Raw genomic sequence first — 19,144 nt, 5'->3', positions numbered from 1 at the left:
CTCAGATGGCCTTCAGCGTCTCGTCGTCGGGCTCGTAACACTGGCCGCCCATCAGCGCGTCCTGGATGGCGTCCTCCACGTCGTCGGCGGGCGCCCCCGTGTCGGCGGCGACCGTCTCGATCAGCTCCGTCCGATCGGCACCGTCGCCGTCGTCGAGTTCGGTCATCGTCTCGACGACGGCGGCCTCGAGATCGACGTCCTCGGCCGGTTCGTCGTTCGAGACCGGCTCGTCGTCGGGTTCGGCGTCGTCGGTTTCGGATTCCTCGTCGGCTCCGGACTCCGACTCGGCGGCTTCGTCCGATTCCGCGTCCTCGAGTCCGGATTCCGGTGGTGCACCGATATCGTCGTCGGACTCGGCGGATTCCCCACCGGTGATCGCGTCGCCGTCGTCGGGTTCGTCGTCGCCCGACTCCGATTCTGCCTCGGGCTCATCGGCCGCGGCGTCTTCGGGCTCGGGAACGTCGATTTCCGCTTCTCCGGGCTCGTCGACCTCGGAGCCGGCGGTGAACTCCGTGCCGAACTCTTCCTCGAGCTGTTCGCGTTCCGACTCGTCCATTTCGTACATGCCGTCGTCGACATCGCCGGCGTCGAAGTCGCCGAGTTCGTCGTCGGTTTCGTCATCGCTGTCGTCCGTTTCGCCATCACTGTCGTCGGATTCCGACGCCGCGACGTCGGCAGTCTCGTCGTCGACCTCGCTCGCTGTCCCGTCACTGTCGGGCTCGGCCTCGGGAGAGTCGTCGGTACCGTCGAATTCATCGGTGTCGTCCGACTCGGAGACGGGTTCGGCTTCGGCTGTCTCGGCCTCGAGTTCCGCATCGATGTCGGTAGTCGCGGGATCGTCACTCGTCGCCGTTCCGGCCGCGGAGCCGGAATGCGTGTCCTCGGGGTCGACCGCAGCCGTGCCGCTCCCGTCGGTCGTCGCCGCGACCGCCTCCGTCGACTCGGGTTCGGATTCGGGTTTGGTTTCGGCTTCGGACTCGAGACTGGCCTCGATCGCGTCGGTATCGACGCCGTCGAGGTCGGCGAGCGATGCGAAGGACGCGTCGAATTCGGGGCTCGTCGCGTCGGGTGCGATAGCGAGTCCGCTCACCTGATCGCGCTCGCCCGCGACGACTTCGACCGCCTCGAGCGCACACGCTCGCAGCGCCGCGAGGTACGACGGCGTCGTTCCGTAGTGCTCCTGTGCGAGGGGAATCCCCGTCGCGAGGCCGGATTCGACGCCGGCCTCGAGGAGGGCGTTGGTCAGTGTGTCGCTATCCGCGTCTCGCGGCTTCGCCGCTCGACTGTCCGCGGAGCGTGGCTCCGCGCTTCCTTCGAGGTCGGCAGCGCCGGCGTAGGTACCGATGCGATCGAGGGTCTGCTCGGCCGCGCTGACGACCCAGCGGTCCCGGGTGTCGGCGTCGACCGTCGCGATGCTCTCCGGCCGGATCGAGGTGTAGACCTGATCCGAATCGTCGGGCTGGAAGGTCCGGGCCTTTCCCGTCACCGCGACGAACGCAGGGGGCTCGGCCTGCTCGAGGAAGGCCAGTTCGTCGGGCTGGTACTGGCCGGCGTAGACGACGAACGCGCCGGTCGGGTCGACGACGCGGGCCCGAACCATCTCGTCGTTGACCGACGTGACTTCGGTCAGCGTTCCGACGGCGAAGACGCGGTTGAGTCGCGCGCCGGTCGGCGTGATCACGTAGTTCGGCGCGCGTTCCTCGTCGCTCTCCGCGTAGGAGAACGAGGCGTCGTCGTACTCGGCAGCGAAGAGCCGGTAGGCGAGTTCTCGCCCCGGAATCTCGTCGTCACCGTCGCCGTTCGCGCTCATGCGTCCACCTCCTCGAGGAAGGCAGTCGCACGGGCGGCCGGATCGTCGTCGCTCGCTTCGAATAGCTCGGCGTCGAGATTCGCGCCGTACTCGTCGACCGAGAGGTGCCCCCGGACGCGGTACTCGCGGCCGACGATGCGCTCGCGGATCCGATCCGCGACGACCTCCTGGTCCATCGCCTCGCGGGCCTGCTCGAGGGCGTCGTCCAGGGTGCCGTCGTAGACCCGTTCGGTGAGTTCGTCGTCGAGGACGACGGTGACGGTCCCGGTGCCGTCGTCGAGGATCGCCTTGACGCGCAGGTCGTCGATCCCGTCGACGTCGCCGTGGGTTCGGCACTGCCCCTTCTGGATAACCCGGTAACACTCCGGACAGCGCTGAATGAGTCCGGAGCCGTCGCGGACCGCGAGCAGGTTCCCAATGACTTCGACGTCGTAGATGCCGCCGGTAGCGACGGCGTCGCCGACGTCCATCGTCGACGTGTTGGTTCCGACATCGATCTCGCGGTCGAGTGCGGAGACTCGCGAGAATTCCGAGACGTTGACCTCGGGTACCCCACGGAACTCCTGTACGTAGGCGTTTTCGATGCGGACCGTGCCGCCGTCTTCGATTTCGGGGGCCGGATCCCAGTTCGTGAAGGGGAGCCGCCCGCTCTCGTCGCCGAAGACGCCGCTCAGGATGTCCGTCTCGCCGTCGCGGCCGTCGATCGTCTTTCGCTCGCACTCGAGGACGCTGACCTCGATGGTGACCGCGCGGTCACCGGTCCGGAGCTCGGCCAGTTGCGCGTCGCCGCCGCTCTCGTAGGGTACCTCGAGGGACTCCTCGATGAAGGACAGTGAGGTGCTCTCGCCGAGGTTGAGTTCGGGTTCGCCGTCCCACTCGCGGACGCCCGCGTTGCCCGCGGTGATCGTGTCGCCCGGCGAGAGGCCGAAGTCCTCCCACGCGGTGTAGTCGATGACGCCGGTCTCGTCGGCCAGTCGGCCTTCGACGATGACGTGATCGGAGCCCTGATAGCGGATCGATCGTTCGCCCGCAGTCAGGACGACGCCCGTGACGGTGACGTTGCCGTCGTCGGTCGTGATTTCGGCGATATCCTTCGCCGACGGCGCGCCGCCACCGCCGCTGGACCCGCCGCCGTACTTCCGCCGGAGGCTCTGTTTCGCCTCGTCGATCGGGACGCTGTACTCCACCAGATTCTGCAGGTCGTCTTTGACCTCCTCTTTGTCAACACCGAGGTCGGAGGCGAGATCCTCGGCATGATCGTCGAGTTCCATCACTTGCCTTTCGAGTTGGGGCGTAAAAAGCGTTCCCGGAGGAGGGCGAAAGTGAACAGGTCGACCGACCGACGACGTCGACGAAGTCGCCGATATTCGTCGTCGGTGTCTCGGCAACGATCAGCACCCATAGTGTCGCGGTTGACTCGTCATAGTAGCTGTCGATTTGCAGGCCACAGCATAGAACGGTCCCGTCGGAGAGCAATACGAATGGCTACCGTCGAGACCGTCCTATCGTCGATTTTCAGTACCGTTCCCGAACTTCATTCGGGCCAACTCGGTCTCCTGTCTGGCGTTCTCATCGGAGTCATCTACTGGCACGGCTACCGCCAGTCGTCGCTCGCTCTTCTCACCGCGTTCTATCTGCTGGCGCTCGGCATCGTCCCCGCCTCCACGAGGGGACTCACAGTGATACAATCCAAGCCGTGGTACTTCTGCTCGTTCCTGATTCTCGCCTCGCTGGTCGCCGTCGGCGGACGCGCCGTACGGACGCGGCTCTCCCCCTCGAACCGCACTCGATCGCTGGAGGTCGGACAGAAGGACGTCTGACCGGTTCGCTCTCCCTCACCGACGAGACGGAGATGGTCCCACCCACGGAGCAGCGGAGGCCACCGACCGCGCTACTCCCGTTCGCGGGAGACGGGGAGGCGGAACCAGATACCGGCATCGCGGAGTGTCCATCTGATCTCGAGACCCGCCCAGGTCAGCCCCGTCAGGAGTCCGACGGCGATAGCGGCGGCTGCAGTTTTGCCGATCCAGACCGGCGCGACGAAGATCAACGCGTTATAGATCCGATGGGGGAGGATCGACTCGACGATGCCGCCGAGGAACGCGAACGGGTCGATCCCGAAGCCGCCGGTTCCGCCGTCGTCTTCGGTTACCGTTCGGGACTCGAGGCCGAGTTCCCGGGCGCTCCGGCCACTCTCGCTTTCGGCACCGGTCTCGAGGCGCTCGGCTTCGTAGGGGAGTGTCGACTCGACCTCCCAGACGATGTCGCCCGATTCGTTGACGGCCACAACGCGGTTGCCGTGGGTGTCGGTGATCAAGGTGTTCCCGTTCGGAAGTCGGTCCGCGTCGCGGGGCCATTGGATCCGATCGTCTTCCCACAGCCAGCTTCGGTTCCACTCGCCATCCTCGCGCTGGAACTCCTTGATCTGACCGTTCTCGGAGTCGGCGACGAGGACGGCCGGTCCGCCTCGACTCTCGGGGATGAAGTCGGGGTTGTGCTGTTCGTTCAGAACGTCGGCGTCGTTCTCGCCGCCGAGGGTCCACCCCTCGAGCAGGCCCTCTTCCCGGTCGAGGAAGACGACCCGATTCTGGTTTCGAACACTGACCATGATCCGGCCTTCCATCCGGCCGTCCTCGATGTATTCGACGTCGTTGATGTGCGTCCAGTCGTTCGGGAACGAGTGGCCGCTCTCCAGCGGGAACTCGCTCTGGGCGTCCCAGAGCCACTCGACGATCTCGGTCTCCGTGTCGACGATGAAGACCTGATCCGCGACGATGTCGGCGACGAGAACGTGGCGCTCGTCGATACGGTCCACGTCGTGCCACTCGGCGGCGGTCTCCTTGTGATCGTAGCGTTCGTAGACGACCTCGACCGCGCCGGTCTCGAGGTCGGCACGCTCGATGACGTTCCTGGCGCACGGCGGATCGCCGCAGTTGGCCCCTTCCGTGTGGATCGTATCGGTCGCAGTGTATTCGACGGTCAGCGGATCGCCCTCGACCGGATCGACGTCGAAGTACTTCGTTCGCGAGTTGTTGTAGTAGCGGATCTCGCCGCTGGGCGCGTAGGCGGTGATCGTCCCGGCGCGACCCGATTCGGTCACGACCGTGTGGTTCTCGGTCGGCGGTGCCTCCGGGACAGCCTCTTTCGACGCCGTCGAGAGGCCGCCCGACGCCGCAGCGGCGACGACGGCGGTCGAGAGCAGAACGACGATGCCGAAGCCGGCCCGAATCCGGGTGCGCGTGAGCGCTGGTCGGACTCGAGCGAGCGCCGACAGCGGGCGGTTCGTCACGGTACCCCCTCCGCGACCGTCGGCGGAGCCGCTCGGGAAGCCATCAGTATTCGATTTCAGGAGGAGATAGTAGTAGCTTTCCCGCCCGTCCGCGACGCTACTGCGGATCGGGCCGACGGGGACGCTGACTGGTGCGGATCGAACGTGTCAGGGCCGCGGTGCCGCCTTCTGTAGCGCCGTCTCGGCGATGTTGCCGCCGTAGTCGGCGCTCCTGGACAGCGAGTCGACGATCAACCCCAGCGACTGGGCCTGTACCGAGTCGAGATCCCGGAGCATATCGTCGATCTGGCGGGTGTGCTCGTCGATCTCGAGGACGGCCTCCCGGGCGTCGTGGCCGAGCCGGTTCGCGTCCTCCGTTTCCTCGGCGAACAGGGCGTCCATCGCCTTCTCGAGGACGGTTGAGGCGTCCGTATGCAGCTCCTCGAGCGCCTCGGCGACCGGCTCGGGGATCTCCTCGAGCTTGAGCGCGATGTTGCTGATCTTGGCGGCGTGGTCGGCGACGCGCTCGAGCTGGCGGGCGCTCGAGTGGAAGTCGAAACAGTCCTCGCGCGGGACGCCGAGTTCCTCGGCGGCGCGGGGCGACCGCAGGGTGGCGCGGAAGATCCGCGAGACGACGAGCCAGAGCCGGTCGACGTCGTCGTCGCGCTCGATCACGTCGCGAGCGATGTCGTCGTCGTTCTCGATCAGCGCGGTCACTGCGTCCTCGAGCATCGATTGGGCGATCAGGCGCATCCGCGTGACGGCGTTGACGATCGATAGCTCCGAGGAATCGAGGAGGTCCTGGATGACCACGCTGTCGGTGGTCTCCTCGAGGACTTCGACGCCGACCAGCCCCTGGGTCGCGCTGCGGATCGCCCGGCGCTGGTCGGTCGTAATGCGCCCCGCCTCGAGTCTGATGATGTCGAAACCGCTGACGTACATCGTCATGACAGCGCGGGTCAGGCGTTCGCCCTCGATGCTCGAGATATCGAGGGTGCCCTCCTGGCGCTCCGTTTCGCTCTGGGGCGTCAGCAACAGCGCGCTGTCTTCGGGGTAGAACTCGACGGTCGTGCCGGCGCTGACGTCGTTGTCGGTTGCCCACGTTTTCGGCAGCGAGACGGTGTACGTCGACCCGCCCGTCACCTGGACCTTTCGCGTCTCCATGTGGCCGGATGTAGCCCGCTCGAATATAAATATAGCCAAATCTATAGAGAACAGCGAGCGGCTCTGTAGTACCCGATCTAGACCGGTGGTATCGCGATTCTACCCGGGGAAAACGGGCCGAATAGAACGACGTGCAGCCAGTGAAGCCGAAGTCTATATAGATGTACTCGGGTCGGACTCTGCGGTTCACCATCGCCTCACCGATCGTTCCTGACGACGATCGCGACTTCCGTACGAAAGCCTCGCCCTCTTGCCCGTTCCAGTGCAATCCGTATCCATGATTGGCGCCTACACGATCGGCAAGAAAGCGGTCAAATTCGGCTACAAACGTTACGGGGTTCCGGGCGCGATCGCGACCGGCGGCGCGGCGCTCGCGGGCTACCTGATCGTCCGACGAGCGCTGAAATCGGCGACGAACGGCGGGAACGTCGATTCGGCGATCGACGCCGGGGAGATCCAGTCCGCGGTCGAGGAGAAGGGGCTGGGTGCGGTGACCGACACGGGGACCCTCGAGCGGGCGATCAACGAGGAGGAAGTCAGCTCCGCCGTCGATATGGACGACGTCCAGTCGTCGGCCGAAGAGGAGACCGACGAGTTCGCCGATAGCACGGGAGACGGTGACTCGAGCGCCGAGAGCTGAATCGGGAACTGGCTCGCCCTCACGAGACGGGTGTCACCCACCAGCAGCCAGCCACCACTGGCCAGATGCGTTCCATGCCGTCACCGCGTTCTCACTACTCGATAGACCGCCTGCGACGGATCGAAACAGCTAACTCGAACATGAGCAAGCGAGATCCCACCACCGAAACCGGCGACAGTCCCGCGACCGAATCCGAGCACAGCGAATCGAAACTCAGCCGCGAGGGCGTCTCGAGGGCGCTCCAGTCCGCCCGAGGGGGTATCGAATCGGGCCTCCCGGCGGGTATCGGCGGCGGAGTGAGTCTCCTCCGCGGCATCAGAGCGCTCCGACGGGGGAATCGCGAGCACGGCGTCGGCCAGCTCGCTCTGGGCGGCGTACTCCTCGCGGTCGCGATCGCCCAGCGGCGGGCGGACGGGAGGCGCGACGAGACTCGAGCCGACATCGATCAGACGGACGTCGTCAGCACCGGACCCGAGATCGACGACCTCGAGGACCGAGACGCCGGCGGCGGCCGGCACACCGGTGACGAGGCCCAGCGCGTCGCCGGGACCAGCATCGACATCGAGGACGTGGACTCGAGTCCCGACCTCGAGAACGATATCGACGCGACCGGGATCGATCAGTCGGACGTCGTCGAGACCGGCACCGACGAGGAGCGACTCGCGGACGTGGCGAACGAGTCCACTGAGCCTGACAGCGAGTCCGACGGTCTCGAGAGCGAGTCCACTACTACTGAGAGCGAATCGGAAAGTCCCGACAGTACCGGGAGCGTATCCGACAGTCCCGACAGCGCCGAAACCGAATCAACCGAATCGTACGAGCGACTGGGTGCGGCTTCGTTCGACGAACACAGCAGTGAAATACCGGTCCCCCAGCGCGCGTTCGATCAACACATTCTGTCGCTCAGATCCGAAGCGTTCTGGGGGATTCGCGAGGACGACGACGCCGTCTTCGTCTCACAGGAATTCGACCCGATTCAGGACGGTGGCGGAATCCGCTACGTCGCGAGCACCGAGATCGACGGCGAGCGAACCCTGACGATTCCCGACACCGTGTTGAACCACTGGGATTCCGTCGCGGGCGGCGGGATGGCCGTCGCCTCCGGCGACGAAATCGTGTTCGTCACCGCCGACTCGCTACAGGCCGACAGTCAGATACGAGTCGTCCCGGAGCAGTGGATCGACGACGTGCTCGAGGACGGCGAGTAGCGCGGAACGGAGGTCGCGGCGGAACGAGCCGATTTATTTCCTATCTCGGACGCGCTCGAGCACCGCGAGCGTCCCGTCCGCGTGCTCCTCGTCGAGTACCTCGGCGGCGGCCGCTTTCGCCATCTCGTCGGCGTTCGCGACGGCGAAGCTCCGGCCGACGGCCTCGAACGTCGAGACGTCGTTGATCGAGTCGCCGACGGCGACGCAGTCTGCGAGGTCGATCCCGACGTGTGCGGCGACCCGCTCGAGTCCCTCGCCCTTGTTCGGATCGGCGTCCTTGACGTGGTAGGCGTAGCCGGTGTCGATCACCTCGAGACCGTGTTTCGCGGCGATCTCGCGCAAGGGGTCGATCGGCTGCTCCAAGTTGACGGCAATCTCGGTTTCCCGCCAGCGGTTGACGGTATCCTCCGCGCCCCAGCCGAGCTCGTAGCCGGCGGCCCGGTACTCCTCGGTGACGGCTCGAGCGGCCTCGCGATCGGCGGTGAAGAAAACGTCGTCGCCGGTGTAGACGACGCCGCCGTTTTCGGCGACGACGAGTTCGGGGATGCCGACGAAGTGACAGAGTGCGACGGGATAGGGGAAGGCCTTCCCGGTCGCGATCACGACGGGCGCGTCCCACTCGCGGAGCGGATCGAAGACGCGGGGATCGATCCCCCAGCCTTGGGGGCGGGTCAGGGTGCCGTCGATATCGAGGGCGAGCGGCGGATCGGCGGTCATATCGGTGATGAGCGATCCGCCCCCTAAAACGGTCGGGTCAGTGGCCCGGTACTGCCGTCGACTTCGAGACGGTGACGGAACGTCGATCCAGCGGTCAGGATCGCTTCTCTTTCGGTTTCGTCGCCTTGAGCACGATGGGGTTGACCGGCCCGCCCGTCGCCCGCTCGACGTGCAGCGGTGCCGAGGTCAGGAGGAAGTCGTAGATCCCGTCGTCGGCACACTGCGCGGCGAGGTCATCGAGCCACAGGATCTCGTTGAGCGACACGCCCAGATCCCGCAGGAGCGCGCCGTGCAGCGGCAGGACGAACGTGTGGTCGCCGACGGTCTGGGTCACCTTCTCGACGGCGACGTTGTCCGCGCCGATCATCGGGACCCCCATGTCGTGGACCCAGCGGATCAGGTCCTCGCTGAAGACCAGTCCGGGCTCGTTCATCGGATCCCACTCCGCATCGGGGTCGGCGACGCGTTCGATCGATCCGGTCCGGAGCAGGATGATATCTCGCTCCCGGAGTTCAATTCCCTGTGCCTTCGCCGTCTCCTTCATGTCCTCAAGGGTCACTTCCGCGCCGAGCGGGAGCCGGTCGCAGTCGTCGCCGCGCGCGCGGCCGACATCAAGCAACACGCCGCGACCCGCGACGCCGGCGTCGGCTAGCGGGGAGATGTCAACGGCCGAGTGGCCGTGGGTCTCTTTCACCTCGCCGGCTTCCCCGTCCACGCAGCCGGGGACCGCGTGGTCGAACTCCTTCGGGGCCGCCGTGACCGACTCGTCGCGGCCGTTGTACACCTCGTCGCCGTACCAGCCGTGACCGAGAGCGTCCATGTGGGTCGTCCCGTGGAGGAAGAACTCCGTGACGAACCGGTCGTCGGAGAACTGCATGCCGCCCGGATACGGTTCGGCGGTCCGCGCGTCCGCAGCGTTGTCGCGACGGGCCGGCGTCCGGCCCGGGAACATCGGATCGCCGGTGTCCGTCGTCGGCGCGTCGCCCTCCCCCACGAGGGCGTCGATCGCCTCGCCGGTCATCGGCATCTGGAGAGTGAACCGTTCGATCCCCGTGGGACCGCGTTGCATCGCCGCTTCCATCCCGGCGAACGCCTCCTCGCTACCCAGCAGATTGAGCGCGCCGAGTTCGTCGTCCTCGCCCCACCGCCCCCAGTTGTTCGGCAAGTCCTCGAGGAGCGCGTCGAGATCCGCCGCCGTCGCCGCGACGGAGTCGACGCTCAGTCCGGCGACGGCCATCGCCGCGGCCGCTCCGCAACCCTGCACGAAGTTTCGTCGATCGACGCCCACATCCGAATCCTGATCGCGATCGTGTCCGGTCATTGTGACATCCCGTAATAATAGTCGGAGCAGTGAGGAATAAAGGCGAAGATCAGCTACACGACGTGAGTTAGTTCAGTGCATTTATCACGGAGATGATGATCGAGTCTGGCGACCGATATCCTACAAAAACTGCTTCTATACCGAACTATGCAGTCCTGAACGTAAGTTGTCGATCAGTGCGATCGATCACTGATCGTCGTCGATTTACGGCGAAGCAATCAGATACTATATATTCCATCACGGGGGAAGACTGTCATTTCGTACTAATTATCTCGGTTACGAATAGGTTCGAGGCCGATAGCGATCCGAGCCGGGAGCGTCGCCGACCGAAACGGAAGCCGATGGATCGACGCACCCGGTCGGTGGGTGGAAACGGAACCGGCGATTTAGAGGCCGAGATAGCCTGCGTTGGGAAGCAGGCCGGCCAGATAGAGGAGTCCGAGCACGAACATGAACGCCGCGATCGCCATCGCCGGCGGATCGACGTGGGTCCCGGAGTGCGAGTAGAACACTCGCTGGCTCAGTTCGCCGAGCAGCCCGCTAATCGCGCCGAACGCGCCAGCGACGAGCAGCACGATCGGGTCGCTTCCGACGGCCGACGCCGCGATCACCGCGCCCGTCGACCCCAACAGCGTGATGTGGTGGGTGACGGGGATCTTCTCGACGCCGAGGTTGAGAAACAGCAGGCTCATCGCGGAGATCGCGTAACCCAGGAAGATGCTCCCGGTCTCGAGCCAGATGAAGCCGCCGAGGATCCCGCCGACGATGCCGATGGCGGTGACGCCCGACCACTCGTACTGATGTGGCAGCCAGGGTTCAGTCGCGAGCCGATCGGTCTCGGTGCCGCCGTCGGCCGCCACGCGTTTCTCCTCGCGCTCGAAGGGGGACATGTCGAGAATGCTCGAGCCGCCGACCCTGCCGACGAGCGGGTAACCGAATGCGAGCCGAGCCAGGAACGCCGTCGCCACGACCGAGAGCGCGATGTTGTCCGTCGGGAAGCCGATTCCGGCCATCACCTGAGTGATGAGCATGCCGAGGGCGCCGAAGATCGCACCGACAGCGAGAATGTCGGGCTTGGTCCCGAACGCGTACAGAATGTCCTTCCCGAAGTGGTAGTCCCAGTCGTCGGGTTCCATCTCGGGGTACTTCCGGCCGGCGTACGCCGTCGCGGCCACACCGCCGGCGAAGGCGATGTGGGGACCGGTAACCGCGCCGAAGCCGATCGTCCCGGTGATCCCGGTCGCAATGTTACCGGCGCCGACGGCGTCGAGTCCGCCGAGTTCGCCCTCGAGGATGGCCAGCCCCTCGCCGAGGAAGACGACGAACCCCGTGAAGACGAACGCGGGCAGCGCGCCGAGCGCCGCACCGAACGCGCCGCCGGCGAGAGCGGCGATGAGCAAGACGATGAACGCCTCGAGTTCCATGCCGATGACGGGAACCTGTAGGAGTACCTGAAACATGGGTTACTCCTCCGCGTCCCGCGCCCAGTCGCGCGATCGGTCGACGGCGTCCGACCAGCGGTCGTAGCGCCGATCGGCGTCGTCCGGATCCATCTCGGGTTCGAACTCCGCGTCGACCTGCCAGTTGCTCCGCAGTTCGTCGGGATCGCTCCAGTAACCGACCGCGAGTCCGGCCGCGTACGCCGACCCAAGCGCCGTCGTTTCGTCGACGACCGGGCGAACGATCTCCGAGCCGATGATGTCCGACTGGAGCTGACAGAGGAAGTTGTTCTTGACCGCGCCGCCGTCGACCTTCAGCGAGGTCATTTCGATCCCCGAGTCGGCCTCCATCGCCGTCGCCACGTCCCGCGTCTGGTACGCGATCGACTCGAGGGTCGCACGAACGACGTGTTCCTTGCGGGTGCCCCGCGTCATCCCGACGATGGTACCGCGTGCGCGCTGGTCCCAGTGGGGAGCGCCCAGTCCCGTAAAGGCGGGGACGACGTAGACGCCGTCCGTCGAATCGACGCTGCGCGCGAGCGACGCCGTCTCGGCCGGATCGTCGATCAGTGTCATGTCCTCGAGCCACTCGATCGCCGCGCCGGTAACGAAAATCGACCCCTCGAGCGCGTACTGGACGTCCTCGCCGGCGCGCTGGAAGCCGATCGTGGTCAACAGACCGTGGTCGCTCTCGACGGCCTCGTTGCCGGTGTTCATCAGGAAGAAGGAACCGGTACCGTAGGTGTTCTTCGCGTCGCCAGCGTCGAAACAGGTTTGGCCGAACAGGGCCGCTTGCTGGTCGCCCAGCGCCCCCGCGACCGGAATTTCGGCCTCGAGGAAGCCCTCGGGGTCAGTCGACCCGTACGTTTCGTCGTCGCTCGAGGGCCGGACCTCGGGCAACATCGCCTCGGGGATCGAGAACTCCGCGAGGAGGTCGTCGTCCCACGCGAGGTCGTGGATGTTGTAGAGCATCGTCCGCGAGGCGTTCGTGACCTCGGTAATGTGCTCGCCCGTGAGGTTGTAAATCAACCACGAGTCGATGGTACCGAACAGGACCTCCCCCTCCGCCGCGCGGTCGCGGATGTCCTGCGGGCGGGAGCGCTCGAGTTTAATCGGATCGGCGTTGTCGAGCAGCCACTCGGCTTTCGTCGCCGAGAAGTAGGCGTCGGCCTCGAGGCCGGTCTTGTCGCGGATAGTCTCGACCATCCCGTCGTCCTCGAGTTGCTCGACGCGATCCGTCGTCCGTCGATCCTGCCAGACGATGGCGTTGTGGACCGGATTTCCGGAATCGGCGTCCCACAGCAGCGTCGTCTCCCGCTGGTTGGTTACCCCGATGGCCTCGAGCCGGTCGGGACCGATATCCGCCTGCCCGAGCGCCTGTCGGATGACATCTTTGGTGTTCTCCCAGATTTCCATCGGGTCGTGTTCGACCCAGCCTGGTTCCGGATAGAGCTGTTCGTGTTTCTGGTAGGCGTTCGCGACGACCTGCCCTTCGTGATCGAAGACGATGAAGCGGGTCCCGGTCGTCCCCTGGTCGACCGCACCGACGTACGTGGATTCTGTCACTCGTATTCACCCGGTTGTGTAGCCACGCGATTATTTACTGGTGATCGCGCGATATCGGTAAACAATTTTGACGATCATTATAAATGTTTCTGAACGTGTCACAGTATGACGTAGTAGAGACAGTACGGTGGAATCAATCGTTTAGAACGGCCCAAATGGTGGAATTTAACGGAGGCGGAGTCATCAAACCGGCCGCGTAACCTCGTCGTCCCACCACGGACGAGCGGATCCACACGGAAAGTTACGGTCGTTCCGCCGCCGCCGATAAAATGAAGGAAGGGGTCGTCGTAGAGACGGACGAAGGGATGGTAACCGATACGGAGGTCCTCGTTCTCGGCGGCGGCTCGACCGGCTGCGGTATCGCTCGCGATCTGGCGCGCCGCGGCCTCGAGGTGACGCTCGTCGAGCGAGGGACCCTCACAGACGGAACGACCGGCCGGATGCACGGCCTGCTGCACAGCGGCGGGCGGTACGCGGTGTCCGACCGGGCCAGCGCGCGGGAGTGTATCGAGGAGAACGAGGTGCTCCGCGAGATCGCGGGCCACTGCGTGGAGGAGACCGGCGGGCTGTTCGTCCAGCGCCCCGAGGATTCGGACGACTACTTCCGCGAGAAACTCGAGGGCTGTCGTGACTGTGGGATCCCCGCCCGCGTGCTCTCGGGTGCGGAAGCCCGCGAAGTCGAACCGCACCTCGCGGACGATATCGAGCGAGCGATCGAGGTCCCCGACGGCGCGGTCGACCCGTTCCGGCTCTGCGTCGCGAACGCGATCGACGCCGAGGCCCACGGCGCGCGGATCGAGACCCACGCAGAAGTGGTGAACCTCTTGCGCGATGGCGACGACATCTACGGCGTCGAGGTGCGCCACGAGGCGGGAACGGGGAAGCGCACGCACGCGACGCCCGGGACGACCGAGGAGATCACCGCCGACTACGTCGTCAACGCGACCGGCGCGTGGGCCGGCCAGATCGGCGCGATGGCGGATCTCGAGATCGAGGTCCGCCCCTCGAAGGGCGTCATGACGATCATGAACGTCCGGCAGGTCGACACGGTGATCAACCGTTGTCGGCCGAAGGGCGACGCCGACATCGTCGTGCCACACGAGACGACGGCCATCCTCGGGACGACCGACGAGGAGGTCTCGGATCCGGACGACTATCCGGAATCGGGATGGGAGGTCGACCGGATGATCGACACCCTCTCGGAACTCGTCCCGATCCTCGAGGAGGCACGGACCGTCCGCTCGTTCTGGGGCGTCCGACCGCTGTACGAGCCGCCGGGAACCGGTACCGAGGACCCGACCGACATCACGCGGGACTTCTTCTTGCTCGACCACGCAGACCGCGACGGCGTCTCGGGAATGTCGAGCATCGTCGGCGGCAAGTTCACCACTTACCGGGCGATGGCCGAGGAGATTTCCGACCACGTCTGCGAGAAGGTAGGGGTGAACGCCGCCTGTACGACCGCCGAGGAACCCCTGCCTGGCAGCGAGAACATCCAGACGCTCGAGGCCGGCATGGACGACTTCGGGCTGCGCTCTCCGGTGGCCCGCCGGAGCAAGCAACGGTTGGGAAGCCGGGCGCGCGACGTGCTCGAGACGGACGAGCCGAACCCGGTGATCTGCCAGTGCGAGGGGGTAACGCGCGCGGAAATCCAAGACGCGATCTCGCAGTCGGGCTCGGATCTGAACGCGGTTCGGATCCGGACGCGCGCTTCGATGGGGAACTGTCAGGGCGGCTTCTGCTGTCAGAACATGGCGAACGAACTCCACCCCGAACACGACGAGGAGACGGTCCGCGAGGCGCTGGACGAACTTTTTCAGGAGCGGTGGAAGGGAGAACGGCACGCGCTGTGGGGCGAACAGCTCTCGCAGGCCATGCTCAACTACGCGCTGCACGCGACGACGATGAACCGGGACCGCGATCCCGCGAGCGCGGACGCGGAAACGGCGGCGATCGATTTCGCGGCCTTCGACGGCGGTCGGACCGAGGGGGAGCGGGCCGACGGCTCACGGGGGGTCCGATAGATGGCGATCGAGGACGACGTCCTCGTCATCGGCGGCGGACTCGCCGGGACGACCGCTGCGCTCGCCGCGACAGAGCGCGACGAAGACGTGCAAGTTCGGCTGGTTTCGTCCAAGCAGAGCACGCTCCGGCACGCCAGCGGGTTGATCGACGTTCTCGGATACACGCCGACGGGCGACGGCCCGCTCGTGGACCCGTTCGACGCGCTTGAAGAACTCCCCGACGGACACCCCTACGAGCGCGTCGGAAGCGAGGCGGTTCGCGATGCGCTCGAGTTCTTCGACGATATCGCGGGCGACGCCTACAGCGGGGCCCACACCGACGCGAACGCGCTCGTCCCGACCCACGGTGGCACGGTCAAGCCGACCGCCAGGTATCCGGTTTCGACCGCCGCCGGCCTCGCGAGCGACGATCGCGACGCCCTGCTCGTGGGCTTCGAGACGCTGCCGGACTTCGAAGCGCCGCTGGCAGCGTCCCACCTCGAGGCGGCGGGCGTCCCCTTCGAGGCCCGCGGGGTCACGGTTCGGTTCCCCGGCATCGCTCGAGACGACGCGAAAATCACGCGGTACGCGCACCTGCTCGACCACGACGAGTCCGTGGCGACGACGGCCGGTGAGACGACCGCTCGCGAGGCGCTCGCCGAGACCGTTCGATCCCACCTCGAGGGCGAGTCCCGCGTCGGCTTCCCCGCGATCCTCGGCGACGAGCGGGCCGACGCGGTCAGAGCCGACCTCGCGGACCGCCTCGGCGTCGACGTCTTCGAGGTTCCGATGGGGCCGCCCAGCCTGCCCGGGATGCGACTCGAGGATCTCCTGTACGACGCGCTCGAGGAGCGGGGCGTCCGGGTGACGACGGGGGTCCCCGTGGTCGACTACGAGACCGACGGTGATGGGACGACCGCGACCGGTTCCGAGCGGATCGATCGTGTCATCGTCGACCGCCACGGAGCCGAGGTCCCCCACCGAGCCGATCAGTACGTGCTCGCGACGGGCGGACTCGTCGGCAAGGGCGTCGAGTCCGAGCGCGAACGGGTGTTCGAACCGATCTTCGACTGCCACGTCCCGCACGCGGCGGACCGCTACGACTGGTTCGTCGACGACGTCTTCGGCGACCAGCCCTACGCGCGGTTCGGGCTGCCGGTCGACCGCGACCTCCGCCCGCTCGACGCTGCCGACAAGCCCGAGTTTTCGAACCTCCGGGCGGCGGGTGCGGTGCTGGGCGGCTACGACTTCGCGGCGGAGAAATCGGGCGCCGGCGTCTCGCTCGCGACGGGCTACGTCGCGGGCCGACGCGCCGCCTCGGAGGGCGAACGGTGACGGACGACGTGTGCGCCTCGAGCGGCGGAATCGAACGACGGCACGCGCGCAATTTGATTCGCCCGATCGACGCGAGCGGTACGGTCGATACGAGCGCCACGGACGAGACGAACGGCACGAACGGCGGCAACCGACTGATTCAGGTGATTTGATGAGTGACGCAGAACGGCCGACCGACGATAGCGTACCGGGCGACGACGAGTTCGAGCCGATTCAGGTGTTCCCCGAGGCCGAGGAGATGGACCTCCGGCCGGGTGCGGACGACTGCTACAAGTGCTCGACCTGCGATACGAACTGTCCCGTCGCCGAGGTGGACGACGAGTTCCCCGGGCCGAAGTTCCAGGGCCCCGAGCAGTGGCGGCTCAAGCGCCAGGACGATCACGACATCGACGACTCGGTGATGAAGTGCTCGAACTGCATGCGCTGTGACAGCGCCTGCCCGTCGGACGTTCCCCTCTCGCAGATGCACAACACCGCTCGAGGGGAGTACGTCGAGGAACAGATGGACAAATTCTCGCGAGAGTACGTTCGGAATCGGGTCCTCGCGAACTACCGCCGACTCGCCCCGCTCGGGTCGATGTTCCCCCGGACGACGAATTTCGTGATGGGGCTCTCCGCGACGCAATGGCTCGGCGAGAAACTCCTCGGCATCACCGGCGAGCGAGAGTTGCCGGAGTTCGCGACGGAGACGTTTCGGGAGTGGTGGACAGCGAGGGGAGGTGCACAGGTTCAGAGCGACGAGAAGCGCATCGCTTACTTCCACGGCTGCTACGCGAACTACAACACGCCAGAGGTAGCCAAGGCCCTCGTGCGAGTCTACGAACACTTCGGCTACGAGATCATGGTTCCCGACCAGCACTGTTCGGGGACGCCGATGTTCGCCAACGGGATGCTCGAGGATGCGCGCCGGTCGGCCGAGACGAACGTCCGGGAGCTCGCCGCGGCGCTCGCGGACGGCGCGGATGTCGTCGCCTCCTGCAGTTCGTGTTCGATGTCGATCCGACAGGAGTACCCCGAACTGTTCGACTTCGAGGGGACCGAGGACGTCGCCGAAAACACCTGGGACGCCGTCGAGTACCTCCGGGTTCACGAGGACCTCGAGGGCGAACTGGAGGGGACGTCGATCGACGGGTCGCTCGCGGATTCGAACTTCGCCTACCACGCGCCGTGTCACGCGCGGAATCAGGGCCTCGACGGGCAGACGGTGGAGGTGCTGGCAGCGATCGACGGCGTCGACGCCCACGACGTCGGCGACTCCTGTTCGGGGATCTCCGGGACGTACGGCTGGAAGGCCGAGAATTACGAAACATCCATGAAAATCGGATCGGAAATGTTCGACCACATGGAAGACGCGGACGCGGAAACGGGACTCACGGAGTGTCCGACCTGCTCGATGCAGATGGAACACGGGACCGGCTACGAGATCACCCACACGCTCGAGGTGCTCGAGGCGGCGCTGGTCGGAACCGCGACGGAGGCAGACGCGCAGTAATGGACCTTCAGGAGCGAATCGCACGACGGCGGTCGGCGCGGCAGGGGCGACGCATCGTCGTCGATCGCGACCAGCTCAGCCCGGTCGTCCACCGACCGGAACCGGTCGGTCGGGGCCCCGTGCTGGAGCAACTGCTCGACGCGCTCGAGCCGGTCTTCGACGGGGAGCTGCCGCCGCCGGTCGCGATCGCCGGGCCGGCGGGATCGGGCACGTCAGCGATCGTGACCGCGATGTTCGACGCGTTGAACGAGCAGTTCGGCGGCTCGAGCCGCGCGATCGAGACGACGACGAGGGGCGGACACACCGAACCGGCGACGTGGTTCGTCACCGTCGACGGCCGTCAGGTCGAGAGTCCCTTCGCGTTCTACCGAGCGGTGCTGTCGGGGCTCTCGTCGGAACGGGTGCCCGAGAGCGGCGTAGGAACCGACGACCTCCGCGAGCGCCTCCGGGACAGGCTGTCCCGTCCGGATCGGCGCGCCGTCGTCGCGATCGACCACCACGACGAGCCCGAGACGCTCGGGGTCGATCGCGTCCGCGAGCTGCTGGCACCGGTCGGGGACTGCACTCCCGTCGCGGTCGGACGGACCGAACCCGACGATCACCGGGGCGAGACGGTCACCGTCCCGGCCTACCGCGATCACGAACTCGTCGACGTCGTCACCGACCGCGTCTCGACGGGACTCGCGGCGGGCGCACTCGATCACGACGCGGTCCGTGAACTGGCCGGCTGGGCCGACGGGAACGCCCACGACGCGCTCGCGACCCTGTTCGGCGCCGCCGTCCTCGCGAGCGAGGACGAGGCCGACCGGATCGAGCCCTCTCACCTCGAGACGGCGCGGACCGACGTGCCCGACGACGGCGTTCACGTCGCTCGAGCGCTCGCACTTTCGGCCACTCGACAACGGGTGTTGCTCGCGCTCGTCGATCTCGATCCGAGTGACCGCCCGATCCGCGAGCTAGCGAGCGCTATCGCCGCCCGATCGTCCCTAACCGCCGGCACGGTCACGCGATTTCTCTACGAGCTCGCGGATCGAGGCGTCATCGAACGGGTTCAGCTGTCGTCCCCCGGTCACAACAGCGGGCGGCAACCCAGCACGGTCGAACCGCGGTACCCCACGGTCGCGTTCCGATCGCTGACGGCGGTCTCGCTCGACGACGCTCCGTGATCGACGGCCGATACA

General features: G+C 66.3%; 16 protein-coding genes. 8 read left to right on the top strand and 8 right to left on the bottom strand.

Features of this window, described 5'->3' with window-relative positions; all coding sequences use genetic code 11:
- Nucleotide 1 precedes the first annotated feature (1 nt).
- Both LDH74_RS11680 and LDH74_RS11675 read right to left on the bottom strand, forming a co-directional pair.
- The gene (locus LDH74_RS11680; protein WP_226038904.1) at nt 2-1,810 is read right to left on the bottom strand and encodes a hypothetical protein; all 1,809 of its coding nucleotides are present in this window, start codon (nt 1,808-1,810) and stop codon (nt 2-4) included.
- Entirely contained in the window at nt 1,807-3,081 is a 1,275-nt protein-coding gene (locus LDH74_RS11675) for a Single-stranded DNA binding protein (protein WP_226038903.1), read from the bottom strand. Before LDH74_RS11675 ends, LDH74_RS11680 begins: the two co-directional genes overlap by 4 nt.
- A gap of 210 nt (nt 3,082-3,291) precedes the next feature.
- On the opposite strand from LDH74_RS11675, the gene LDH74_RS11670 reads away from it, so the two are divergent.
- Nucleotides 3,292-3,630: a hypothetical protein gene (locus tag LDH74_RS11670; protein ID WP_226038902.1), complete on the top strand. Its 339-nt coding sequence runs from the start codon at nt 3,292-3,294 to the stop codon at nt 3,628-3,630.
- A 71-nt stretch (nt 3,631-3,701) separates the two neighbouring features.
- On the opposite strand, the gene LDH74_RS11665 is transcribed toward LDH74_RS11670, so the two are convergent.
- The gene (locus tag LDH74_RS11665; protein ID WP_226038901.1) at nt 3,702-5,099 is read right to left on the bottom strand and encodes an arylsulfotransferase family protein; all 1,398 of its coding nucleotides are present in this window, start codon (nt 5,097-5,099) and stop codon (nt 3,702-3,704) included.
- 147 nt (nt 5,100-5,246) lie between these two features.
- Nucleotides 5,247-6,242: a phosphate uptake regulator PhoU gene (locus LDH74_RS11660; protein ID WP_226038900.1), complete on the bottom strand. Its 996-nt coding sequence runs from the start codon at nt 6,240-6,242 to the stop codon at nt 5,247-5,249.
- Between the two features lie 277 nt (nt 6,243-6,519).
- Between LDH74_RS11660 and LDH74_RS11655 the strand changes: the two genes are divergently transcribed.
- Nucleotides 6,520-6,882, top strand: coding sequence for a hypothetical protein (locus LDH74_RS11655; RefSeq protein ID WP_226038899.1), 363 nt, complete (start codon nt 6,520-6,522; stop codon nt 6,880-6,882).
- 140 nt (nt 6,883-7,022) lie between these two features.
- Nucleotides 7,023-8,090: a hypothetical protein gene (locus LDH74_RS11650; protein ID WP_226038898.1), complete on the top strand. Its 1,068-nt coding sequence runs from the start codon at nt 7,023-7,025 to the stop codon at nt 8,088-8,090.
- A 33-nt stretch (nt 8,091-8,123) separates the two neighbouring features.
- Here the strand turns inward: LDH74_RS11650 and LDH74_RS11645 are convergent, their stop codons facing one another.
- The 4 genes from LDH74_RS11645 to glpK all read right to left on the bottom strand — a co-directional run bounded on the left by LDH74_RS11645 (nt 8,124) and on the right by glpK (nt 13,133).
- Nucleotides 8,124-8,807 (bottom strand): HAD-IIB family hydrolase, encoded by a 684-nt coding sequence (locus LDH74_RS11645; protein WP_226038897.1) that lies wholly within the window; start codon nt 8,805-8,807, stop codon nt 8,124-8,126.
- A 94-nt stretch (nt 8,808-8,901) separates the two neighbouring features.
- The gene (locus tag LDH74_RS11640) at nt 8,902-10,128 is read right to left on the bottom strand and encodes a cyclase family protein (protein ID WP_226038896.1); all 1,227 of its coding nucleotides are present in this window, start codon (nt 10,126-10,128) and stop codon (nt 8,902-8,904) included.
- Nucleotides 10,129-10,514: 386 nt separating this feature from the next.
- Nucleotides 10,515-11,588 (bottom strand): hypothetical protein, encoded by a 1,074-nt coding sequence (locus LDH74_RS11635; protein WP_226038895.1) that lies wholly within the window; start codon nt 11,586-11,588, stop codon nt 10,515-10,517.
- Between the two features lie 3 nt (nt 11,589-11,591).
- Nucleotides 11,592-13,133, bottom strand: coding sequence for a glycerol kinase GlpK (gene glpK / locus LDH74_RS11630; RefSeq protein WP_226038894.1), 1,542 nt, complete (start codon nt 13,131-13,133; stop codon nt 11,592-11,594).
- Nucleotides 13,134-13,438: 305 nt separating this feature from the next.
- Here glpK and glpA point away from each other — a divergent pair, with 305 nt between their 5' ends.
- From glpA to LDH74_RS11605, 5 genes are read left to right on the top strand one after another with little or no spacing between them, the layout of a single operon-like run.
- A complete protein-coding gene (gene glpA, locus LDH74_RS11625) occupies nt 13,439-15,157 on the top strand; it encodes an anaerobic glycerol-3-phosphate dehydrogenase subunit GlpA (protein ID WP_226042523.1) in 1,719 nt (572 codons plus the stop codon).
- Nucleotides 15,158-16,471 carry a glycerol-3-phosphate dehydrogenase subunit GlpB gene (glpB, locus tag LDH74_RS11620; RefSeq protein WP_226038893.1) on the top strand — a complete coding sequence of 438 codons (1,314 nt, stop codon included), beginning with the start codon at nt 15,158-15,160 and terminating at the stop codon, nt 16,469-16,471. It abuts the gene before it with no gap.
- Entirely contained in the window at nt 16,468-16,623 is a 156-nt protein-coding gene (locus LDH74_RS11615; RefSeq protein ID WP_226038892.1) for a hypothetical protein, read from the top strand. The genes glpB and LDH74_RS11615 overlap by 4 nt, the downstream gene beginning before the upstream one ends.
- A complete protein-coding gene (locus tag LDH74_RS11610; RefSeq protein WP_226038891.1) occupies nt 16,623-17,963 on the top strand; it encodes an anaerobic glycerol-3-phosphate dehydrogenase subunit C in 1,341 nt (446 codons plus the stop codon). The genes LDH74_RS11615 and LDH74_RS11610 overlap by 1 nt, the downstream gene beginning before the upstream one ends.
- Nucleotides 17,963-19,129, top strand: a complete 1,167-nt coding sequence (locus LDH74_RS11605) for an AAA family ATPase (protein WP_226038890.1) — start codon at nt 17,963-17,965, stop codon at nt 19,127-19,129. Before LDH74_RS11610 ends, LDH74_RS11605 begins: the two co-directional genes overlap by 1 nt.
- Nucleotides 19,130-19,144 lie beyond the last annotated feature (15 nt).

Origin of the sequence: Natrinema sp. DC36, from assembly GCF_020405225.1 — an archaeon.
Classification (GTDB): domain Archaea; phylum Halobacteriota; class Halobacteria; order Halobacteriales; family Natrialbaceae; genus Natrinema.
The sequence above is the reverse complement of the archived record's forward strand: the minus strand, read 5'-3'. Positions and strand labels throughout refer to the sequence as shown.

Excerpts from the sequence above, each read along its gene's own strand:
- LDH74_RS11680 (WP_226038904.1), bottom strand. The coding sequence starts at position 1,810 with ATGAGCGCGAACGGCGACGGTGACGACGAGATTCCGGGGCGAGAACTC.
- LDH74_RS11675 (WP_226038903.1), bottom strand. The coding sequence starts at position 3,081 with ATGGAACTCGACGATCATGCCGAGGATCTCGCCTCCGACCTCGGTGTT.
- LDH74_RS11670 (WP_226038902.1), top strand. The coding sequence starts at position 3,292 with ATGGCTACCGTCGAGACCGTCCTATCGTCGATTTTCAGTACCGTTCCC.
- LDH74_RS11660 (WP_226038900.1), bottom strand. The coding sequence starts at position 6,242 with ATGGAGACGCGAAAGGTCCAGGTGACGGGCGGGTCGACGTACACCGTC.
- LDH74_RS11655 (WP_226038899.1), top strand. The coding sequence starts at position 6,520 with ATGATTGGCGCCTACACGATCGGCAAGAAAGCGGTCAAATTCGGCTAC.
- LDH74_RS11650 (WP_226038898.1), top strand. The coding sequence starts at position 7,023 with ATGAGCAAGCGAGATCCCACCACCGAAACCGGCGACAGTCCCGCGACC.
- LDH74_RS11645 (WP_226038897.1), bottom strand. The coding sequence starts at position 8,807 with ATGACCGCCGATCCGCCGCTCGCCCTCGATATCGACGGCACCCTGACC.
- LDH74_RS11640 (WP_226038896.1), bottom strand. The coding sequence starts at position 10,128 with ATGACCGGACACGATCGCGATCAGGATTCGGATGTGGGCGTCGATCGA.
- LDH74_RS11635 (WP_226038895.1), bottom strand. The coding sequence starts at position 11,588 with ATGTTTCAGGTACTCCTACAGGTTCCCGTCATCGGCATGGAACTCGAG.
- glpA (WP_226042523.1), top strand. The coding sequence starts at position 13,439 with ATGGTAACCGATACGGAGGTCCTCGTTCTCGGCGGCGGCTCGACCGGC.
- glpB (WP_226038893.1), top strand. The coding sequence starts at position 15,158 with ATGGCGATCGAGGACGACGTCCTCGTCATCGGCGGCGGACTCGCCGGG.
- LDH74_RS11610 (WP_226038891.1), top strand. The coding sequence starts at position 16,623 with ATGAGTGACGCAGAACGGCCGACCGACGATAGCGTACCGGGCGACGAC.
- LDH74_RS11605 (WP_226038890.1), top strand. The coding sequence starts at position 17,963 with ATGGACCTTCAGGAGCGAATCGCACGACGGCGGTCGGCGCGGCAGGGG.